Raw genomic sequence first — 22,097 nt, 5'->3', positions numbered from 1 at the left:
TACGCGTACGAAGCAATGAGATCAACTGATGTTAAAGCAAAAAATGAAGAAGCAGATTTCCACACTAGAATACTCACGAATGAACTAAATAATATGATAACTCAAGAAGAATTTGAAGTTAAAAGAGATAGTCTAAATGTGCAATATGCTAGTCAAGTTAATACCTACATGAATTTCTAAGCACTATTAGAGGAGGGCATACTTTTACATGATAAAAGCTCGCTTAACTTCAGCATTTTTAGTTCGTATAAGTCTTTGTATAGTTGGTAGAAGAGTAGCATATACATTGTATATGTTATATAATTGGTTTAGACCCACTTTTCTAATTTTGGGAATTTGGGTAATTGTCAATATAATAAATAATTAAAAAACTTAAAACACTTGTAGTAGGAGGGATTTAACATGCCAGAAATTAAAGTTAAACCCATTCGTCCAACAAAAGTTATTGTGAGTGACGAAAAAGAGTATAGTAATTTTATCGCTTTCGCAGAGGGTAGAGAAACTTCTAACATTGAAGCTATAAACAAAGTCCGTGAAAGATTGGCAAACCACCAAAGATCTCCTAAAAGAAAGCAGGCTTAACCTTTTGTTAAAATACGATGACATTTCAAAAGATTATCTGAAAAATATAGAAAATTTTAAAATGTTAGATACACCAGACGAAAGAAATGTCGAGAACTTTCTGCGAAATTATGCTTTGGATTTACATGAGAGTCAGACTGCCGTAACTCGACTTTACTTTGATGATGTAGGTAATTTAGTCGGGTTCTTCAGTTTACATAATGATTTAGTTCAAGTCTCCCCCAACCTCATTGTTGAAAGTGGCTGGAATTTACGTACAGAAGGGCAGAGTCATTTCCCTGCAATTAAGCTACATTATCTAGGAGTAGATGCTAGATATCGCGAACAGGGAACTGGGACACATATGCTTGATGAAGCTTTAATCATAGCTGGAGACATTGCTTCCTTAAGTGGGTGTAATTTTTTAACCGTAGAAGCTCTTCATAGTTCTGTATGGTTCTATATTGGACAAGGTTTCAAAATTGATAATAGAACTGATGAGTTTTATAATATGTTATTTCCTTTAGAGGCATTAGACAACCCCGACCTAAAAGAAACTCCATATTTGAGCAAAAAAAGAATACAAGAGATAAGGGATCAAATTAATAGCGCTTTTGCACAATCGGGTGTAAATCATGAAGAAATTGCTGCTTCTTCTGAAGTGAGTGAGGAAATACTAGAGCAAATTGAATATGGTTCAGAGGTTAATCTGGAGCATCTACAACTTGTTTGTAAAGCGTTAAATATTCCTTTTCCTTGAATTTTAATGATATACCGATTTACATAGAAATTAGCATCACAAAAGCCTTATAAATAGGGCTTTTTTTATTTGTTCGAAATACTATATTGGAAATAAATATGATTAAATTAACATGCAGCCCTGTAGTCTAAATTTAACGTGTGGCTTGTAATAACTATTTAATACATTGACAGATTTACTTTTTCGAATCTGACCAACCATCCATATCCTTTATATATTGATTGGCATTAAAATTAGATGAAGCAGCACATGAACAAGTTAAGCGTAACGTTTCAACCTTCATGGCAAATTTGGATGATCACAATATCATTAGACTCTATAATTCTATCGAAGAGTACTTAGCATTCCATAGACAGCATAAGACTCGCCTACCATATAAACGGAAGAATTCTAAACATCATGGAAACAAGAAATTGAAAGATCATATTGACAGTATGGAAGATATTCAGTGATGAGTTGGTTAATTATTTAGATATTAAGATTCAAAAGATTAAAGATTACCATCGAGCTGTTTTAACTCAATAATACGTAAGGATCAGAGGTATAGTTGAATGGAAAGTTGAGAATATGCGTTATAGAACAGAAGCTTATAAATAATACATAGAATATCATAGTAGAAGGCTGCCTCATGTTAGAGGTGGCTTTTTATATGCCCATGAAAGCATACTTTTACCTAGCAGCTTAGGGAATTCAACATCGTATGTGTTTTTAACACACAATTTGTATGAGACCTCAAACACATTATATGTGAGAGTCATCGCACATTCTGTTGCATATACATTGTATATGTTATATGGAAATGTTATATTATTCCTAGGAGACTAGTACTTTATTCAGCTTTCGTAAGTAACTAGTAGTCATATTATCAGGTGATCCAATCATAGAATGAACTGTCTATTCTAAATTAGATAGGAGATGATTGTATTGGCTGGCAAAAAAGTAGGAAAACGAATGGCCGTTAGTCTTCGTGAACGACCAACTCTTGAAGGAAAAGATGCAGAACGTTTTATTAGCAAAATGAAAAAAAATGAAGAGTTTATGAAAAAGCATGCTGCAAGAAAAATTAAGGAGTATCATGACAGACTTTCTAGAGGAGAATGAGAATTATACACTCACACACAAAATCATATCCATAGATGACCTAGCTCATTTAAAAAATTTTAAGTTTCTGGAGAATTAGTTACAATGCTAATAGACTTGTACGATCAAGATTTGATAGAACGATACTATGACGAGTAACAAATGAAATACCAAATTTACATAGAAATTAGCTATGGAAAAGCCTTATAAACAGGGCTTTTTTTATTTGTCCAAATTTTATATTGGAGTTGATTTTGCGTGACTGCCTGTAATTTAATCATAGTGTGTTTCGATAAGTGTGTAGTATATTGTGCAGATACTTTTTTCGTCAGTCAGTCCAACAAATCATAACTTTTATCATATTAATTTACAAGTAAGTAAAAAAGTATCTATGATCTCTTCTTGGACTAGGAACTAGTTAATTTGAAGAAGATTAGAGGCTTTTGACAGAATGTCATAACTGCTGAGTAAAATACAAGATTGATTAAGAAAGCGGGGTTTGATGTGTCCCATATTGTCATTCGATGATACTCCGCTCAATTGTTTATTAATAAACTTTCGTTGTGAGTATTGTCTTTCTATGCTAAAATTCCTTGTGGCATAAAATAACAATCGGAGGTTTATAATGAAACATCGAAAATCAATATCAACACTATTGTCTGTAGCTTTACTTTCAGTATTGCTAACTGCTTGCTCAGTCAACGTTGATGAAGTAAGTAGTGCAGCAGACGAGGCTTTTAAATCAAAGAACTATCAGGTTTTTAACGAGCAATATGGTAAACTGAGTAAAGCTGATAATGATGAAGCTACGCTCTATCTAAACAAAGTGAAGGAAAACCCGATATTCTCTCCTGATACCTACGGATCTAGCACACAACTGTCTACTGGTGTTAAAGAGTTAACAGTAATCGTAGAAGAAGTGCCTAGCCTTAGCGATTACGCTAAAGAGAAGTCTAAAGAATTAAGCAACAAGTTAACTAAGATTAAGACTATATCTAGCACCATAAGGTACATAAATGATTCTCAAGTAGAGGAACTAGAAAGCATAACATCTAAAGCAAATACTTTTGTAATGTTAATGAAGGAATACGAAGACGTAAGGGAGACCATCGCGGCTCTTGAGGATCTAAGTTCAGGTTTGAATTCCCACATTATAGAAGTTGAGTCTATTGAAGAAAAAGACAATAACATTAATGGACTTTTAGATGCAATGAACAGTTTGAAAGCGAGCTTAGACTCTAAGATAAACTATCTTAAAACTAATAGTGCATTGATTACTTCTTCGAACTCTTTAACAAGTGAAGGTAATTTTTATGGGATGGTTAATGTAACTGACATATCAGCTGAAGTCGAGTCTCTTGATAGTCAAATTTCAACCTCTCTCAATAACTTGAAACAGCGCGCATCCAGCTTATCCGCCCAATACTAAAGTTAATACGTGGAATACCTTTTCTTTGGGGTATTCTATTTGTTATAAAATGCATCTTTTACTTAGGATTGGGACTCACTTAAGAGTCCCTGTTCTACATGATGCCTATGTAGCCTTTACTTTTGATTGTAATTTGCTGAGAGTTTCGGGCTTTATTTTGTCCCAGTCAATCATAACTTTGATAAGTGGATTGATCTTTTTCTTGCTTAACTTTTTCTTAATTAAGCTTTTGTAGTAGTATCGATTTAAAACTAATTGAGCTAGCTTTTCATATCTTCCCGGATCGACGATTACTATGTCTTCCCCGAGTGTCGCTCTTAAGTATTTTGGGGTGAGATGCCAAGTATAAAAAGTAATTCTAAGTTTGTTTTCTACTCCAAAAACTAATGACTCACTGACAATCGAAAGGAAGTTTCTTATATCTCCTTTTGCTGTGTTATTCACATGAATTTCCATCTCTTTAGAACTAATTAGGATTGATCTACCAGGAACATTCTTTTTTCTGGTTTTTTGTTTGCGGCGTAAATGTGTCAAAAACACGAAAATGCCGCAAAAATAAAGTGAAAATCCTAATCCTAGAAACCCCATAAGTAGTAATGCTCCACCAATTATGACCAACATAAATGAGCTGAGATTAATTTCATTTGAGCTTATTGTTCTTCTTTGCATACTTTATTCCCCCTCTTTGATTTGATAAGGGAATTGTATAACGAACTTTGAAATTGTCAAATAGCTAACTTGCTTAATAGTGTTCGAGCTATGTTCTATGTAGAATATAAGTTTGAAATAAAAAAACACCACATATGGGTGCTTAGAAGTTTCTAGTCAACAAGCGTAATGCTGATATTGTTGCCTATAAGTCTTTGATCTCTGGTTCCATAAAGTTGAAGCAAGATGAGTGCGATGTTTATTTTCAAGGACAAATATCTTTTTCTAGTTATCCTGCTATGAAAATCGCAAAACTTAAAAATATCGGCTCACTAATGATTGAGTTAGCAAGAGGTATTGCTGAGGATATTAATGAGTCTGTTGCATGTCGTTTCATTACTTTAGAAGCGAAATGTAAACACAATTAACGATAAATGATTCTGTAAGAAAGGGGATATTAAATACATGAGTTATTACGAACTAGCTGTTGAAAGAATTAAGAATATTGACGCGAATCAATACATTGGAATCTCCAACAAAAGATACGAAGAGGTAAGGTCCAGAGGTGAATATGAAGCAGATGCTAGGTTGATTGCTGAGTATTATCGAAGAGTTGGTGTTTATTTACAGTTTATTTCCAAAGAAGTCACAAGTATCTATGTGGGAATGGATTTGTTATTGGGCTATAAAATGGCCGATAATGAATGGGACGAGCTATTGGTAACAGCTCCGAACTACAAAGAAGTCGATTTTTATCTTATGAAATTATTAATTATGCACTATCTACGATGGTGTAATCTGCTTGATAGTGGCAACAATATTGGACTTCAGTTTCCAGACATTTATGAACCCATGATAAAATTGTTCGAAAGAGGTGGCGGGCGGATTAGTACGCATCATCATGAGTTGGTTGTTGGATTTGGAGCTTTTTCTCGTTCAATTGACGCAAGAAGGGGAGACATGAAACCTTTTGATATAAGTGATAAAGCTCTTGAGCATATAATTAAAGAGGTAGAATTTGCAGAAGCCTATGTGGTGGAGTTTAAAAGAGGTAATTTATCAGAAAAAACATGTATTAGATGTGGGAACAGATTATTAATTCAATCCCACATAACTGAGCGTGGTTATCAATGGTACAAAATTAAATGTGAATCTAAAGGTTGCTTTGATAATAATTTCTCATAAGGTTACATAATAAAAAGAGTTTTTTTAACCATACGGAGATCGGAGATTGTATACAATGAGTCAAGGTTTGGTACGACTTGAATTGAATGAGAACAAATTAATATTCTTTGAGATCAATAAAAAAAAGGTGAAATTGATACCTGATATTATCCGCGAGGAATTTAATGAAGCGCAAGTGATTAATGAACACAATAGTGAAGAAAAAGTGATTTACCAGGTGTATCTAATTGAAAACAATATTGAATTCACAATCCGAATCATAATGTCGTTTTTCAATGATTCGATCACTATTATCGCAGATGAGGCGAATATAACAATGAGAGCATATCAAACACTGAATAAAAACCTTGTAAGGAGCTCATCGACTTAAAATATTCGTAGTTGAATGTGTAAGTGGAGTAAGTGAAGTTAGTCTTTCATTAACCATAAGTACAGGTAATTAATGAATATTGTAATCACAAAACATTTCAAATTATTTCAACGCCTGAGATAGAGCAAAAAATTGTTTATGAAAATAAAGGCTAGACCACGCTGGAGCAATTACCACCAGGCAGCCCATATAAACAGAACACAAGACTAATAGGAATGCGATTAATATATCAAGTTGTACTAATAGCGGAATAGCGCTAAGGTTTTTTTGTGGGCGAGTCGCACATCTTAACGAAAAAATCAATGTGTCCACAACTAGAAGAGTCATTGCCTCCTCTAAGGCTATAGGTGTTAGATGTATGAGCGGTTGCGCAATTGTCCGATAGAAATATTCATGACATCAGAAATGAAGGTCCAGATGTATTAGGTTCGCTGTTGGCTCTTTCTTGGATAAATCAGATGTCTACGAAGGAGGGTTTCAGTTTCTATTAGATAACATTCAAATATTTAGCAGATTCACAATTGACTGTTACATGTACCTTAGATTCTGAAAGATCAATAAAACCAAGAGATGTGCAAGTTGTCCCTGTAATTATCGATTTTGATAGATTGGAAATAACGGTATAAACAATATTAACCCTTGAATTACACTCAACTTTCATAAGGAGAGTGGAACAGGCGGGACGTGGACAACAGAAGAGAAATGAGAGCAGAGGAAACATTTGGCATTAAAGTCATAGAGACATTATCGAGTGATATCAATATCAATCGGGAGATTAGAAGACCTATTCGAAGGATTGATGATTTAACAATATTTAAAGACTCTACCAACATAGATTCGGTAGAGTCTGTTTGATTTCAGCGTGACAATTCACCTGAACCTACATATTTCTCCTTCTTACTATTCCACTTATAATGGGCTACAGCAGCATCCCATCCTCCTTCAGGCAAATGACTTTTCCACACTTGTCTGATCTCACCTGATTTTAAGATCTTAATACTTACATCACCAATTATGGAGAGTTTCTTTTTAAGTGTTCCATCATGATACTTAAAAACAAATAGTTGAGTGTTTGAAGGTGGATAATCTAACGTTACAGCAACATGTTTCTCTTTTGAGGAAATATTAAGAATATGGAAAGTAGGATCTTCTTCGTTGTAATAATTTGTATCTATAAGTACGATAACACCTTTAGAGTTGATGAGGTAAAAGTTGCCTGAGTCAGTGATTAATAAATGTTCCTTCTTATTGTCTCCGTTTAGATCTACTGATTTACTGACTGTTACACGCTCCCTAGGGAATTTCTTTTCTAACAATGTCTTTGGATTTACAGTAGCAGCATCAACCAGAGTTATTGGTAGTAACCCCAAAAAAATTGATATTGAACATATCAATAGAAAGACTTTTTTCATGTGGGTTCTCCTTTTTCACGAATATCATTTCACTTGCACAAATTCGTCAACAAACTTTTGTCGATCATTTTCATTAAAGTATTTACTACTTAATTTCGATTTCCAAGCTTCGGGATCAGAATGAAGAGTATTGAAATCTACATTGAAGTAAGTTTCGGCAACAGATTTCTTCAAATTAACAGAGTATGTCTTTCCTTCGAATGGAATAGTTATCACAATGTTATCTGCATCGGTGAATTGTTTTAAAAGGCGTACTGATTCTTCCATGAGTATCTTATTGATTTCATCATCAGTAGCGAAGTATTGAGTATAATCTTCTTCTGAGACTTCCGATTCAGGATTAGCTGACTTGTAGTTTACAAAAGTATTATGAAATTCTACATTTATGTTATGATCACCGACTAAAACTTCTTTTACAAAGGTACGCCCTCTAATGTTAGCTGTATATGCGAGTACAGCATCTTTATCCAGTGCTTGAGCCTTATCGTTAGCTTCGTTTACTTCGTCGACGCCTCCTTTATCTATTTGTTCCTCGGTCGCCACAGCTTGACTATCGAGTGCGGTTTCTTCGGGCTCTGGCTTTTTTTCCATGTTACCGATCGCTGCAATAACTACCACAATAACGACCCAAAACCACCACTTTTTGTAGAAAGGCTTTTTCAATTTTCTTCCTCCTGATATAGAAATAATTAACAACAGAACATAGTCTATCAGACCCAGGTGAAATATTCTATATAAATGTATGAGTGAGGTAGAAAGAGTACATTTATATATTTCACACAGATATAGAGTATCTCGCTGCAGCCTGAATACAATCTGGGGTAGCAATCTCGCATATATTAGACACCGAGAGCACATCGGTAACTATGTTAGACAGTAGAAGCGTATAGCACAGTATCCATTAAGATCATGGGGAAGAGGTACTTTCGAAATACATTTGAGTCTAGGGTACAAAAATAGGAGCCTTGTAAGGCTCCTATTTTTACTGAATATTCGATTAATTCAAGTATGTTCGGATAAAAAAAAGTACCTCCTCATCTTCAAAGAAGAGCTGGAGACCATAAAATGCCCCCAACAAAAATCCACATCCGGCCAATAAACAGTAAAATATAGAATTACCAACCCTTGATCTACCATAATGTTGCCCGCAGTGTGGGCACATGAAAGCGTCCGCAGAAATCACACTTTTGCAAGATTCGCAACGCATTAAGTTGTTAGCATTAGGTTTGAACTTTCTTTTTATATTTCTAAACATTGCTTTAAAAGCTAGGATTGCAAGTACAAACATTGCGATAATGATCCCTATACCGAATAAATTACCTATTACATTATTTATGCGCTCGAACATGACGTTCCTCCAACTATGTAATCAATCCAGCACAGTCTATCAGACCTAGATATAATTTTCTATAGAAATGAATGAATTTTAGAAAATGAATACTTATCGAGTATAAGAAAAGCATCAACTAAGTGCATAGACGGTAGGTACTTCCGTAACGCGTTTGAATTTAGGGTACAAAAATGGGAGCCTTAACTAGCTCCTTCTCACTTAATTACTTATCATTAAACATCTTCATAAGTTCAGCTAATGCTATAAATCCACCGCCAATGCAAATTACGAAACCAACGAATGACCCGAAAATTGAATTGAAAGCTCCATTAGATCTACCATAGTGGTGGCCGCAATTAGGGCAAATGATAGCTGATATTGAGATAGTATTACCACACGATTGGCATTGTTCTAACTTTCGGTTAGATCGACCTTTGATCAATCTGAAGATATTGATAAAAAATGCTATTAAACAAGCCATACCAAATATAAACAAACAAGTAGTGATGAGACCGGCAATACCCAGAAGTGAGTAAGATGCCATATTATCAAACATTTTATTCCTCCATCTATGTAATAATCCATTTTATTTTATCAAACTCGTTTATCTATTTCCATTTATTTCTTTACATCTAAAAGACTCTGTGCAAATGAGCACATATCCATGTAATTAGTTGGTCGTATATTCACTTATCTCAAAGTCAAAATATTACAAAATATCACGTAATCAGTACGCTTGTTGAATGGACCTTTGTTGTTGCTGTATTTGTTGATAGCAAACTTGGCAGGGCCAGTTCCAGCCTCGCGATCATCGTTCCATCTGAGGAATGCATTTACATCACTCATCGGAAGATCGTTTCTTTATCCCAACCTGTTGTCAGGGTTACTACAAGGATGGCGCGGTCTCCAGATGCTTGTACTGGATACTCTGGGCTCACTATTTCTTATAGCCCAGATTCATTACCACTAAAATCACCTGCCAGTCTATTTTTGTATAGGATTTTTCGATATGAATAAGAGTTAATTTTTAGAACAATAATGCACTTTTAAATATGAAAAAGCTTTACCAACCTAAATAAGTCGATAAAGCTTTGCCACTAAACTATTTCTTTCAATAAGTCCACGCTGTTATTTCTCACATTGCCCACTTCCTTCGGCACCTCATACGCTCGCATCTCAGATGCTTGATATGGCTTAAGAAAACCGATCAACGATTGGACATCATCATTATCTCTTCCAAGCCACTCAGCCTCATCCTCAGGGCGCAAGATGACCGGCATACGATTATGGATAACCTCCATAAGACTATTTGGTTCCGTTGTAATGATGGTGCAGGTACTCAGTCTGTTTCCATCTGGATCTGTCCACGTGTCATACAATCCTGCCAATGAAAAGATACTATCGTCTTTCATCAGAATTCGCATCGGTCGCTTTGTTGATTTTTCTTTCTTCCACTCGTAGAATCCGTTCGTGGGGATGATACAGCGTTTGGAGCTGATCAGACGTTTAAAGGATGGCTTCTCTGCTAATGTCTCTGCTCGGGCATTAATCATTTTATTCCCGATCTTATCATCTTTTGCCCAAGTGGGCACCAGACCCCAGCGCAGAGCGCCTAATCTATTACCGTTTTTACTTCCGATAATAGTTGGGATGTACTGCATGGGTGCAGCATTATAGTTAGGCTTGTACTCAAATCCATCAGCAATAGATGCATAGTACCTGTCCAAGATAGAGTCTAAAGGGTCAGTAATTGTAAATCTACCGCACATACAAAACACCTCCTGTATTGTGCTTACAAAATATAATCATACACTGGTGTACGGGGTAATCTTGAATTATGGAGATGTACATAATAACACCTCAACCTAATTATAGCGGTTTGCTATAAAGGATTGAGGCGGTAAGTTATGGAGAATACGACGACATGTGTTGATCAGTTCATATAAGTTCGTTCAAACCATTCAACGGACTCTGTTAGACTCGCAATTCCTAATACGAAAAGACCTACTCCAAAAAGAAAACAGATAAATATGGAATCACCTAATCCGTTCATTTTACCGTAATGTTCACCACAGTACGGGCAAATAATAGCAGTGTTTGAAATCGAACGTCTACATGTTGTACAAGGCGTCATTCTGTCTATTTTTACACCTTTTAATCTTCTATAAATATTGATAAAGCTCTTGATAATAAACATAATTGATAATACAAAAAGTGATAATGTTAAAGCACCTAAACAAAACACACCAACGTAGTCACTAATTTCGTTAATCTTTTTACTCATAGAACAGTTAACCCCTCATTCAAATTTAAACTCTTTTAATGGGTAGCAGCATCCGGAATTCTTCCAACTGGTTGTTTACCTAGCTACCAGCACCACGATTTTCTGATGGACTTATGTATTGGATATCTACACCTTCTCAGCCATTCAAAGCTCGACCTAAGTTTAATTATTCGGCAACTCCTTAAAATACTCCTTCAACTGACGCTCAACAAGTATTGGCGCTTGATTTACCACTCCCTTACTTTGTACGTTTCTCCAGAAGTGGTAACCGGTTTTGTATAGCGGTCTTTTGAAGAGAACTATGCCTAATGGTTAACTAAACCAATCATTATCGCTATCCAATAAGATCATTTGGTCCTCCGGGGCGCATTATCTCAGATGCGACAAATTTAAGTTTGAGATAAACTTAAAGGATAATGGTAGTGTGCAAAATGAAAGGAGCAGTTTGCCGTCGGCAGCTGCTCCACATTTCGTTGAGCTAGCAACATAAGTTACTTTAGGTGCGTCTGTGTAGCAAAAAGGAGGAGGAACATGAGGATAAAAATATGTATTCTACTAGTGCTACTCATGGGGTTTGCGATCGTTGCTTGCAGTAAACCTCAAGCTGAGAAGCTGACCACAATGACATTGCAAGAACTCTATCCAGGGGATATTGCGAATGTGGATTCCATTGAGATTACGGATGGTAGCTCAGGCGAGCGGAAAATGTTCTTTAACCAAAAACAAATCCTAGAGTGGATTGATCAAATAAAAGACATGAAATTCGAGCCTGATTCGAACCAAGAGGAGAGAAGTGGCTTCCTGTACTCGGTATCTTTGCGGGAAGGTCACATGAGTAAGTTGGGATTCACTCCGAATTCGCAGGGCGGACATTATTACATCCACAACGAGGAATTGACATTAAAAATTCAAAAGTTGTTTGGAAACATGGATTCCCATAAATGAGAGGTGAAGGCGTGTTACGAGTCTTAAATCGGTGCTATTTTACTATTATTCTATACATAATAAGCCAAGCACCCGATAAATAATTATAGTTACGATTAAATCCTAGAAGGACGGTACGATAATGAAAAGTATTACACGTATGACTGCTTGCTTGGTTTTAGCCGCATCACTATTGGGTTCTACAACTGCAATAGCCGAATCCGAGATGCAGGAGCAGAATGACAAAGATATAGCCACTTTGACGTGGAGAGGAATTCCAGCAGTAGACATGAACGAGCACTGGGCCAAGCGTCTCTTTCAATGGGGTATCTCTGAAAATATAATTAATGGATATTCGAATTACAACCTTAAGCCTGATCAAGTAATAACAGAGGCTGAATTCCTCAAGATGTTATACAGAGCAATGGGTATGGCTATTCCAAATGCAAGTGCAAATAGTGCATATCTACCCAGTGAGAGTTGGACAGAAGGTCTCTACAGGGTGGCTAAACTATACAACCATCCGACAACGGGAGAAAACAACTTTGCGATGAGAATGCAGCCCATTACTAAACTACGTGCTGCAGAAATTATCAGTGCAACTCAAGGCGTTCATTATACTGGCCAATATGCTGTTGCCTATCTGATCGGACATGGATTATCCAACAGTGAAGCTAATTCTCCAGAGCAGTTTGATGAGGAAAGTACGCTTACGAGAGCAGAAGCACTTCAATGGATACGTCAGCTTGCTTTTCATGGAAAACTTAAGATCGATGTGAGACCAAAAGTTCCTACAGATCTTAGTCTTCTTCCTGATCTAATGGACATAAATTCTGAAGTGATTCCTGATTTTAGTACGGAGCCCGTTACTGATGAGGATTTTAGTTTGTACATTCTTGGCGATGTTCCAGAACTTAGATTTGGAGACTCGAAAAAATCAATTGATGAACAATTCGGAGAATCTAAAGGAAAGAATATATTTGATTCTGATACATATCCGTTATTCACCGCACACTTTAACCAGAGTGGAGAGTTAGATGGTTGGAGTATTGACTCATACATGGATGATTCCCCTTATAGAGCTTCTTCACTACTCACAAAAAAAGGGATTGTGTTGGGTGAAAGCACCTTGTCAGATATTATAGATCGATATGGGTCAGCTGGAGTGAGCGGCAAAGGGATCATAGAGTATTTTTATAAAAGGATGAGCGATGGCACCTATGAGGATATTTCAATTTATGATCCGATCCAAAATATTGAAGACGTGTATACGATCTCGTTTATTGTCGATGATGAAACCCAAGTACTCTATCATGTAATGGTGACCTCTTTTAAGGTTGCTTTCGGTTATACCTAAATCCTTGTGTTATTAAAATCACGGAAAACCAAAGAAGCAGCTGATGAATATAATCGGCTGCTTCTTTGATTCAGCTAACAGGAAGATTAGCGTAACTCACCATTATTTGTTGGGGTTTAGGAGATGGAGCTCATAAAGAGTGAAGAGCCATTGACACTCCCACCCCTAAAGGGGCAAGATCACTAAAGTGATTGGGATTCTTAGCTAAGCTTAACGTCCTCATTTCATTTCTGCTTTGGACAGATGCTAAGATTAGGGTATGCCATTACCCCTCCTAAGACAGTGCATATAGCACCTTAGGCTGATTGACTGTTACCGCCAATCACAGTTGCGTAGCGAATATTCATCGCCCCAACGATATCACGATGTTTCTTGAATCCACATGGGCACTTATATCTTCTATCTTGCGCCTTGTTCTTTTTTGAACATGCTGGACAGGTTTGACTTGAATATGCAGGGTTCACATATTCCACTTTGATCCCTGCCATATTTGCTTTGTATTCAATGAATTGTGCCAAACGGTAGAATGACCAACGGTGTAGATTCTTTTCGTTTTTACGACTTGTTCTTGTCGTCTGCCTAATATTCGTTAGTTGCTCTAAGCGAATGACAGAAGTCTTATTTTCGACTGCGAAATTAACGATTTCACGACTGACTTTGTGGTCTTTGTCTTTCATCCATCGTTGTTCTTTATCATCTAACTTGCGAATAGCGTTCACTTTCTTTTGTTTTCCTAGCTTTTGACGAACACTACGAAACTTCCGTTTCTTGTATTTGTTTTCTCGCCCATTCCCAAAGAAGCGAGCGCGATCATGATCTGTTATGGCTACGGCAGGGATTTTCAGCCCTAAATCAACGCCCAAAATCCGCATCCCCGTTTTTTCAGTTGTTGGCATGGTGACAGCAATTTGGGCTATCCACTTACCTGAGCTTTTCGTGACACGGAGCGTACCAAGTTTATGCTTCAAAAGGTCAACGTTTCGATGGTCTTTGTCGATGAACAATGCACGAATTTTTAAACGCTTAGATTTTCCCTCTACCATGAATGGAATGGAAATGTGCGTGAAGTCCAGAGAATAATTTTGGTTATTCCATACGCAAATCGGTTTCTTTAGGATCGGTATGATTGCGTATTTACTTTTCTTAACTTTGGTAGAGAAGACACTATTCGCATCTTTAATCGCTTGATTTTTTACTGCACTTGGTAGATTAGCAGGAATGTCTTTTGTTGTCTTCTTCAACCTTTTCTTTTCTTCTACCATCTCGGCCACGAGTGTATTAACAACTCGGATATATTCATGACTACTTTGTTGCAATAGTTGGATCTGCTCTTTAGTCGGCAGCAGCTTTACCTTAACCGTTAGGGTCTGAGACAGTTACTTCACCCCCTTGTCTTTTGTTGTTCAACATAACGCTTGATGGTCTCACTTGATACATTTCCAGCGGTAGAAACAAAATAGGAACGTGTCCACAAACTGGGCAAATGCAGAAGGTGTGGAAACTCTTCTCGTAGTTTTTTTGATGTGACTCCTTTTATTTTGGCCATGATATCAGCAGGGCTTAATGTTGGAAGTGCATTGAGAAACATATGTGTATGGTCTTTGTCGCACTCCATGGCAACAATCACAATGTTAAGCTCTGCACATACCTCATGCACCAGTTCCTTGAAGCGCTGTTCTACCTCTAATTTGAGAAATATCTTTCTTCTGTATCGTGGGCAGAACACAAAATGATAGTTCAACAAAGTTACGGTTGTGTTTGTTCTTCTATATTCATTCATATCTATATTGTATCAGTTTAATAGATGAATTGAAACGAGCTAAAAAATTAAGAACGCAGACATTTCGGATACTTGAAGCATCACAATAGTGATACTCCGTATCCGACCTCACTTTTATCCCACATCTAAAGAATTGGGCTTTCTCGTTCGGGGTTTCTGTAAGTATACGAAGTGAACACTTGTGAAGATGTATTCTAAAGGAGTCATAATAGTAATTTTGTGGTTATTATGATTAGTGTATCGGCTAAGCCTGTTCTATCCCAATTTACAAATGCTAATGATACGATGAATCAAAGCCATCGTGATATAATTACGAAAATTCAACGCTATTAATGAGATATACATATGGAGTGCAGCCAAAGATGAATAAGAATCTAAAAGATATAATTTGCAGGTTAAAGATAAGCTTGAAAGAGGATCCAAATGGGATAATAGTTGGTGAGTTAAATGAGGGGATCTCTGGTATTCAGTTTGAGTTTAATTCTGTTCACCTCACTCAGTACATTTCATTTCTAGAAAAAACAAATGGTGCACGCTGTGGGGCGATTGATTTTTGGACCTATGAAGAATTACCTGATAATCAATTTAGGGTAAGCGAATTCCCTGAGTTTATAAATAGGTGGCTTGAGATAGGACAAGTAGTGTATAAACCGCTTTTTATAGACAAGTTTTCTGGTTCGTTGATTCTAATAGAAGAGGAGGGGAGGTTCCAAGAATTCGAAAATTTAGATACGTTTCTTTTAAGTTTTGTTTTCGGTAAGAGCTATCAATTAATAGTTCCATATGTTGAAAAAGAAGAATGGATTCAGTTTCTTATAAGAAATGAGCCTATGAGTTTTCTCTAATAGCCTTATGACAAGACAGCATACCTACATACAGGTTTAAAAGTAAACATCGTGACCAAACGTTCAATTTTTGGCGGCTAAAATTACATCTCAGAGTCGAGAAAAATCAAACAAAAACAGTTACAGGCGAACTAAGCTCCGAACAATTCGGAATCATAGCTCCCTGTAACTGTTTTTGATGTAGAGTACTTTTATTGACCAGGTCGGAGTATTTTGATGTCTGGCTCCATCAGCATTTTGTTCAACAATGGTCCGTACACATTGTAATGTGCCAATGAACGTCCTGGAAAATAAGCTTCTAGAATTTTCATCGTATCATGCTCTTTCCCTCCTGAAATGTAGAAATCTCGTTGAACGAAAGATATTAATCCTTCATTTTGAGCTTCAATTAAAGTACCATCCATGCTTTTTGCAAACCAGTTTGAGGCTTGGAAACTTGCATAAGGTATCCCTGCTTCTACAAAGAGCATATGACTTCTACTTATTCCATTTGAAGGAGAAAGTTCAGAATACTTTACGCCCGGAGAAGGATTTGAGCTTGTCCATGGGTTGGTATATATCGTATTTTCGCTAATTTCGGGACCTTTGCCATGTGTGTTGTAATATCCATCTAGCGCCTCTGTATCAAATACATTAATTCCTAATTCTAAGGCTTTGGAAACGGCTAATTTATATGCTTCCGTATGTTCAACAGAGTTATTATTTGGATCGGTTATGCCTCCATAAACATTGGGGTAATCACCACGGGCGATATTATCGATATTGAGTATGAAAAGAGTATTCTTCTTATCTGCTGCAGTCATTTTCTTTGCATAGTACTCTGATCCCTTGTCGAATCGCTCAATGTCAAAAAAAACAAATTTTACGGTATACGGCAATTTAACTGCGTGAGGAGATTTCTTGTCTACTAGCTCCTTGATTTGAGCGAGCATTAATGCTACCCCCGAAGCGTTATTCGAATAGCCTGATCCGTCATAATGGGCACTAACAATGATTTGTTTGCTAGGATCTTTCCCTTTCAGTGTGACTTCAATATTCGAGCCTTTAAAAAATACATGATGTCCCCACGGCGCAGAAATAACGCCAGTAGTGTCTTTTTGTGTGTTGAAATTTTGCTCATAAATATATCGAGAGTCTACGCCAATTTCTCTTAGCGTGCTCCTAATCCATCGTTTTGTCTGTCCATGAACTTTACCATTTCCCATGGAATTATCTGTAGGAGAGGCTGAACTATCTTTAAGGTGTTCACCCATATACTCCAGATATGTTTGTGCATTTGTTGCGATGGAAGAAGAGCCTGAAGCCAATGCATTTCCAGGAACCACAATAACCAGCAGAATAGCCAATAGAATACCCTGAACCTTTAAAATATTTTTCATATTTCCTCCTCAAATCAATTCGTTCTTCAAGTTCTACAAAAGCCTTACACCGTACGTTCTATTCATACTTAATTACCGTTAATTTTTGAGAGCGGCCTCCCAAAAACATACTCTATGTACTAGCAATGTTTAGTACCTAGCTTGTTACTCTGATAATTCACCTCACAATTTAGAAAATGTAATTCATCTTTTCATTAAAGATATCCATCTAACACTGGTAGGATTAGGAATATTGTATCACATATCATAGTTCTTAAGAATCACTGAATTAACTAAGAAATGGGGAGGACGGTGGAGAACTATATTAGATAGGCGATACTTGTTAAGCTAACGGGCAGAGTAGTTTCGGTATGTGGTATGATTTGATTGATGGAGTAAACTAAAGGTGCGACATGAGTCAGCGTCGGCCAACAAAGGTGAGGATAACGATTAAGGGAGTGAAACTATATTGAATGTACAGCATTCCTATTTACGACAAATTCAGCTCAAAAGGCACCAAGTCCCCACTTATAATCGTTACCCCTTTAATTTGGCAGTCATTCGAAGTCTAAATACTCTTGATTTTCACCCCAAGGTAACCTATATCGTAGGTGAAAATGGGATGGGCAAATCAACACTGATGGAGTCCATTGCTGTCGCATGGGGGTTTAACCCGGAGGGTGGGACGATCAACTTTTCCTTCTCAACCCAGGCTACCCACTCGAGCTTATATGAATATATACAATTGATCAAAGGTCCGCGACGCCCGCGGGATGGCTTTTTCTTCCGGGCAGAAAGTTATTATAATTTAGCCACGACGATCGATGAGTTGGACAGTCAGCCTTCATTCGGTCGCCCTATTCGCCCTATTAAAGATTCGTACGGTGGCAAGTCCTTGCATGAGCAATCGCACGGAGAGTCGTTCTTTTCCACGTTCATTCATCGATTCGGGGAGAATGGATTATATATACTGGATGAGCCTGAGGCTGCATTGTCTCCCCTTCGCCAAATGGCGATGCTGACACGAATCCATGAATTTGTTTTGCAAAACTCTCAATTTATTATTGCCACCCATTCCCCAATCCTTATGGCATACCCAGATTCGATTATTTACAATTTAAAGCCGGATGGTATCGAGGTCCAAGTATTGGAAGAAACCGACCATTTTATGATGATGAAAGAGTTTGTGAATAACAAGGATAGGATGCTCAGAGAATTATTTGAAGAAGGTCAAGATTAAATCCACTGCTATACCATGGAAACCTACAGCCTAAGTTAGGTCGCTTTAAAGGAAAAGATCTATTGTGAAGATTAAGCAACAGGCAGTATAGTTCTAGTTATGTGGTATATTTCGAACTAAGGTATGACTCGTCATGCTTGAAAGACTATTGTGTTTCAGGAGGGTCATTTGTATGGGAAAGACATTCCGCAAGAGAGCTAAAAAGATAATGGTAAATGGTTATCAGTTTCACTGTGTCATTAATGAGATTCCTAGTAATACGTTTGTTAATTTTAAGGTTTATTCATCTAAAACCTCATATTTTGAAGTGTTATTTACATGGGAAGGTAGTTGGCACTTTAACCCACACAAACCTAGGAATTGCGAACTTTTAATAAGGCACGCGAATGAAATTGGTTGGGCGTTTAAACAAGAAAAGAACTCATTGAAAATAGAAAAAGGTGATTTACTCATTAGTAAACTTGGACTAACTGTATGATTGCTTAATTCCTATTTATCGAAACGTTAGCTTAATAAAACTTAAGAAGGCAACACCGAGATCAACTACTGTTTTCACTAGCGGACTGACAATAGGGATCGTTGCGGAAATGCTCAAGATCTTTTTTTGTGTACCTTTAGGGATCGTTCAATCAAAGTTTTAGATACATAAAATCCAACTTGGTTTTTGCAGGTATTTAATCGCTAAGCCTATGGTGACGATAATGAATATTGAGGAGTTTTCTCCTAAATCAAGAGCGCCGAATCAAAGGAGAGAGTTCATGAAAAAACAGTTTATCAAAATCGCAGGAATCACACTGACAGCAGCGCTTATGTTAGGTACGATGAGTATCACAATACCTAACGCGCAAGCCGCTAAAACTCCATTTTCCGACGTTCAATCGACCCACTGGGGCGCCGGTGCTATTACTAATGGCGTTTCCAAAGGTTATGTCGATGGATATACGAATGGTACCTTTAAACCAGACGCCAGCGTCACGCGCGCTGAATTCATGAAGATGGTCGTCTCGGCCATGGAGCTTGAAACCACCCCATCCAGCGGTAAATGGTACACGGAATACGTTGATACCGCAAGCAAAGCAGGTCTTTTCGCAACTGACGATTTTAACGATAACGAAGCGGCTTGGGCGAAAGTGATGACACGCGAAGAGATGGCCCGTGTTGCAGCTCGTGCGATCGGGGAAACAACAAAGGAAGATGACAAATGGATGTATCTCGCTACGAAAGCCGGTCTCATTAAAGGGGTAGGTATAGGGCAGATCGCTCCGAAAGGACTGACCACGCGTGCGCAGGCAATCGTTGTAATCGAACGTATTCTTACCAAGAATACCGGCGCTTCCCTTGACGTCGACAGGTATGCGGTCGGTAGTGCAGAAATCGCATGGCATGGTACCAACATCTTCACCGTGATGCCAGAAATGTGGGTTACTCCGGAATCCGATTGGAAACAAGCCGGTAAGTCTTCGGTCGAAGAAATGTGGAACGAAAAGCTTATGACCATCACATCGAAAGATGGACTGTACCAAGCTAAACTGGACGCTCTTATCGCTATCGACTTGGCTGATCCTAGCGACCCGAACCTTGGACTGATTGCGCCTATCAATACGCTTAAGTGGTATAATAACCGCCCTTCAATCACTAATTTGATGATTAAAGACCAGAAAAACAGTTACGTCCTCTATTTCAAAGGTGGGCCGGTATTTAACAAAGATACAAAAAAATATAACCCTAACACAAAAATTCAATTTCGCGTTGATGGATTTAATAGTCCCGATCGGGAGGCCTTTTTCCAAAAAGGTGTGCTGAATACAGTTGCACGCGTTTATCGCAATAGCCGGACAGACACCACTGCTGTGATTATCCCTAAAACAGGAACTATTCAACTAACCGATCTTGTAATCAGACTTCAAACACCAGCAGCTGGATCGAACTTCAGTGAAAGCATTCCGCTCCGTCTCAAAGGTATCCAATAAAGAAAAAGCACTCAACATACTGCTCCTAATGAGCGAATGATGGGTGTTTTTTTTGGTTTAGTTATGTATCACAAACAAAGGTCACCTGCAAATTGCAGAGGGTCTCTTAAATACATTTACGTATACACGTAAACATATACGTAATGTATACGTGATTAATTAAGTGAATGTATTTAGCTCGTTGTGCCATAGGTTCAGCAAATTTTTGTTGTTTCATCACAATTTAATGTGTGGCGTTACGTCTCGATCTCGTTCGTGCTGATATGAGCCATATATGGATTGGAATTGATACTAAAGAGTACACGCTGAACATTAAATTGAATATCGTCTTATGCTGGAAATTTTGTGCTTGGATAGAGTTGAAAGATAAATACATAAGTATTGCCTTTACGAGAACTTATTTGTTATATATTTCTCGGTTCCTACTAATTCGTATCATTACCGCATGGAGACACGTCATAAAAGATAAAATGGCTATAGTGATGAGGCAATCATTCCTTCACACTGCCTTCTAGTAATTGTATAGCCAATATTGATGTTGTAGCTCTGTATACATATCATCTCTTCAGATTCAAGGTCAGATTAGATTAGTAGTTTAAGATACATTTAATTTCAATCAACAAATACCAGGGCAAGTTTATTTACACATAAAGCTAAGAGATGTAGATATAGCGGGGGTATTCCCGCAGTTCACCGTCCCTAAATCCCAAGCGACCCCAGATAAGTCGTCCGGGTTCCATTGGAATTCTTAACGGGACTAGCAAGGAAGCTAAAGACTTGGGGCAATGCTCATACATCATGGGCAAGACTTCGCTCTGTTTCACTCCACTTCACAATACCCACCATGTACTACGAAGCAAATAAGGAACCATGACTCCATTACGCTCGCTTCATTCCTTCATCGTTCCAAAACCGCCTGAGTAGACCTTTGACTCAAAACCTTTGTTGCATATTCGAAGAAGAAAAAAGTCACGTTCGCATACCTTGCGTGGAGCCTTACCCTATTCCGTTTTTCAAAGAGATTATTCGTATTCCGTAGCCATCTAACCGCATGGGATCATATAGAACCTCTCCGGGCAAGGCGACAAAATTATGTTGAGAAAATCATTCCACCTAATTTTGTCGTCCCTTCGGGCAGCCTTGCCCTGCGAGAACCTATATGATCTTAAATCTGCGACGGCTACGGTATACGAATAATTTGTTTCTTTGAAAACTTCATAAGGTAAGGCAGGTCAGCTAGTAAGATAACTGCTCATCAACCTTAAAAGATTCCGCTCATCGCCGCTAGGGCTAGACAGGCAAACGGTGCCGAATGAGGTTTAGGGTAAAAAAGTCTGTTCTAATTAAAGGATGTATAAAGGAGGAAAACTCAACATGGGTACGGAGGCGTTACGTATTCAAATTGAAGTGTTGCGAAAAGAGCTTATTGATTTAGCGCAGCGGATGGGTTTAACAGCAGTGGAGGTAGTGGAGAAATCGCAGAAGTTGGACAACATACTGAATGAATATACTCGACAACATCAACGAAAAAAATAAAGCCCGTTTGTCTAGGAAAACAAACGAG

At 37.6% G+C, this 22,097-nt stretch carries 22 protein-coding genes; 14 read left to right on the top strand and 8 right to left on the bottom strand.

Annotated features, from left to right (window positions below):
- Positions 1 to 402 precede the first annotated feature (402 nt).
- From F0220_RS31080 to F0220_RS31070, 4 genes are all read left to right on the top strand, one after another.
- Positions 403 to 582, top strand: coding sequence for a hypothetical protein (locus F0220_RS31080; protein WP_101314339.1), 180 nt, complete (start codon positions 403 to 405; stop codon positions 580 to 582).
- Complete coding sequence (locus F0220_RS31075; protein ID WP_180361805.1) at positions 533 to 1,321, top strand: GNAT family N-acetyltransferase; 789 nt, start codon at positions 533 to 535, stop codon at positions 1,319 to 1,321. The genes F0220_RS31080 and F0220_RS31075 overlap by 50 nt, the downstream gene beginning before the upstream one ends.
- 924 nt (positions 1,322 to 2,245) lie before the next feature.
- Positions 2,246 to 2,422: a hypothetical protein gene (locus F0220_RS32720; RefSeq protein WP_180361804.1), complete on the top strand. Its 177-nt coding sequence runs from the start codon at positions 2,246 to 2,248 to the stop codon at positions 2,420 to 2,422.
- A 604-nt stretch (positions 2,423 to 3,026) separates the two neighbouring features.
- The gene (locus F0220_RS31070; protein ID WP_149847051.1) at positions 3,027 to 3,830 is read left to right on the top strand and encodes a hypothetical protein; all 804 of its coding nucleotides are present in this window, start codon (positions 3,027 to 3,029) and stop codon (positions 3,828 to 3,830) included.
- Between the two features lie 105 nt (positions 3,831 to 3,935).
- On the opposite strand, the gene F0220_RS31065 is transcribed toward F0220_RS31070, so the two are convergent.
- A complete protein-coding gene (locus F0220_RS31065) occupies positions 3,936 to 4,499 on the bottom strand; it encodes a hypothetical protein (RefSeq protein WP_149847050.1) in 564 nt (187 codons plus the stop codon).
- Between the two features lie 215 nt (positions 4,500 to 4,714).
- On the opposite strand from F0220_RS31065, the gene F0220_RS31060 reads away from it, so the two are divergent.
- From F0220_RS31060 to F0220_RS31050, 3 genes are read left to right on the top strand one after another with little or no spacing between them, the layout of a single operon-like run.
- Positions 4,715 to 4,906, top strand: a complete 192-nt coding sequence (locus F0220_RS31060) for a hypothetical protein (RefSeq protein WP_144029810.1) — start codon at positions 4,715 to 4,717, stop codon at positions 4,904 to 4,906.
- 37 nt (positions 4,907 to 4,943) lie between these two features.
- On the top strand, positions 4,944 to 5,663 hold the full coding sequence (locus tag F0220_RS31055) for a hypothetical protein (RefSeq protein WP_149847049.1): 720 nt from the start codon (positions 4,944 to 4,946) through the stop codon (positions 5,661 to 5,663).
- 55 nt (positions 5,664 to 5,718) lie between these two features.
- Positions 5,719 to 6,033: a hypothetical protein gene (locus F0220_RS31050; RefSeq protein WP_101314334.1), complete on the top strand. Its 315-nt coding sequence runs from the start codon at positions 5,719 to 5,721 to the stop codon at positions 6,031 to 6,033.
- Positions 6,034 to 6,890: 857 nt separating this feature from the next.
- Here F0220_RS31050 and F0220_RS31045 read toward each other — a convergent pair.
- From F0220_RS31045 to F0220_RS31025, 4 genes are all read right to left on the bottom strand, one after another.
- Entirely contained in the window at positions 6,891 to 7,445 is a 555-nt protein-coding gene (locus F0220_RS31045) for a hypothetical protein (RefSeq protein ID WP_101314332.1), read from the bottom strand.
- A gap of 24 nt (positions 7,446 to 7,469) precedes the next feature.
- Entirely contained in the window at positions 7,470 to 8,108 is a 639-nt protein-coding gene (locus tag F0220_RS31040) for a hypothetical protein (protein ID WP_101314331.1), read from the bottom strand.
- Positions 8,109 to 9,872: 1,764 nt separating this feature from the next.
- Positions 9,873 to 10,544 carry an SOS response-associated peptidase gene (locus F0220_RS31030; RefSeq protein ID WP_149847048.1) on the bottom strand — a complete coding sequence of 224 codons (672 nt, stop codon included), beginning with the start codon at positions 10,542 to 10,544 and terminating at the stop codon, positions 9,873 to 9,875.
- 164 nt (positions 10,545 to 10,708) lie between these two features.
- The gene (locus F0220_RS31025; protein WP_091036819.1) at positions 10,709 to 11,059 is read right to left on the bottom strand and encodes a hypothetical protein; all 351 of its coding nucleotides are present in this window, start codon (positions 11,057 to 11,059) and stop codon (positions 10,709 to 10,711) included.
- 531 nt (positions 11,060 to 11,590) lie between these two features.
- On the opposite strand from F0220_RS31025, the gene F0220_RS31020 reads away from it, so the two are divergent.
- Both F0220_RS31020 and F0220_RS31015 read left to right on the top strand, forming a co-directional pair.
- Positions 11,591 to 12,004 (top strand): hypothetical protein, encoded by a 414-nt coding sequence (locus tag F0220_RS31020; protein WP_149847047.1) that lies wholly within the window; start codon positions 11,591 to 11,593, stop codon positions 12,002 to 12,004.
- A 121-nt stretch (positions 12,005 to 12,125) separates the two neighbouring features.
- Positions 12,126 to 13,340: an S-layer homology domain-containing protein gene (locus F0220_RS31015; RefSeq protein ID WP_149847046.1), complete on the top strand. Its 1,215-nt coding sequence runs from the start codon at positions 12,126 to 12,128 to the stop codon at positions 13,338 to 13,340.
- Positions 13,341 to 13,636: 296 nt separating this feature from the next.
- On the opposite strand, the gene F0220_RS31010 is transcribed toward F0220_RS31015, so the two are convergent.
- Positions 13,637 to 14,716, bottom strand: a complete 1,080-nt coding sequence (locus F0220_RS31010; RefSeq protein ID WP_149847045.1) for an RNA-guided endonuclease InsQ/TnpB family protein — start codon at positions 14,714 to 14,716, stop codon at positions 13,637 to 13,639.
- A gap of 5 nt (positions 14,717 to 14,721) precedes the next feature.
- Complete coding sequence (gene tnpA / locus F0220_RS31005) at positions 14,722 to 15,120, bottom strand: IS200/IS605 family transposase (protein WP_101314323.1); 399 nt, start codon at positions 15,118 to 15,120, stop codon at positions 14,722 to 14,724.
- A 362-nt stretch (positions 15,121 to 15,482) separates the two neighbouring features.
- Here tnpA and F0220_RS31000 point away from each other — a divergent pair, with 362 nt between their 5' ends.
- On the top strand, positions 15,483 to 15,965 hold the full coding sequence (locus F0220_RS31000; protein WP_149847044.1) for a hypothetical protein: 483 nt from the start codon (positions 15,483 to 15,485) through the stop codon (positions 15,963 to 15,965).
- Positions 15,966 to 16,156: 191 nt separating this feature from the next.
- Here the strand turns inward: F0220_RS31000 and F0220_RS30995 are convergent, their stop codons facing one another.
- The gene (locus tag F0220_RS30995; RefSeq protein ID WP_149847043.1) at positions 16,157 to 17,344 is read right to left on the bottom strand and encodes a M28 family metallopeptidase; all 1,188 of its coding nucleotides are present in this window, start codon (positions 17,342 to 17,344) and stop codon (positions 16,157 to 16,159) included.
- Positions 17,345 to 17,822: 478 nt separating this feature from the next.
- On the opposite strand from F0220_RS30995, the gene F0220_RS30990 reads away from it, so the two are divergent.
- The 4 genes from F0220_RS30990 to F0220_RS30975 all read left to right on the top strand — a co-directional run bounded on the left by F0220_RS30990 (position 17,823) and on the right by F0220_RS30975 (position 22,069).
- A complete protein-coding gene (locus tag F0220_RS30990) occupies positions 17,823 to 18,563 on the top strand; it encodes an AAA family ATPase (RefSeq protein WP_411157712.1) in 741 nt (246 codons plus the stop codon).
- 172 nt (positions 18,564 to 18,735) lie between these two features.
- A complete protein-coding gene (locus F0220_RS30985; RefSeq protein WP_149847041.1) occupies positions 18,736 to 19,041 on the top strand; it encodes a hypothetical protein in 306 nt (101 codons plus the stop codon).
- A gap of 280 nt (positions 19,042 to 19,321) precedes the next feature.
- On the top strand, positions 19,322 to 20,533 hold the full coding sequence (locus F0220_RS30980; protein ID WP_149847040.1) for an S-layer homology domain-containing protein: 1,212 nt from the start codon (positions 19,322 to 19,324) through the stop codon (positions 20,531 to 20,533).
- A 1,374-nt stretch (positions 20,534 to 21,907) separates the two neighbouring features.
- Positions 21,908 to 22,069 (top strand): aspartyl-phosphate phosphatase Spo0E family protein, encoded by a 162-nt coding sequence (locus F0220_RS30975; protein ID WP_149847039.1) that lies wholly within the window; start codon positions 21,908 to 21,910, stop codon positions 22,067 to 22,069.
- Positions 22,070 to 22,097: the final 28 nt, after the last annotated feature.

The organism is Paenibacillus sp. 37 (genome assembly GCF_008386395.1).
Taxonomy (GTDB): Bacteria; Bacillota; Bacilli; order Paenibacillales; family Paenibacillaceae; genus Paenibacillus; species Paenibacillus amylolyticus_B.
The sequence above is the reverse complement of the archived record's forward strand: the minus strand, read 5'-3'. Positions and strand labels throughout refer to the sequence as shown.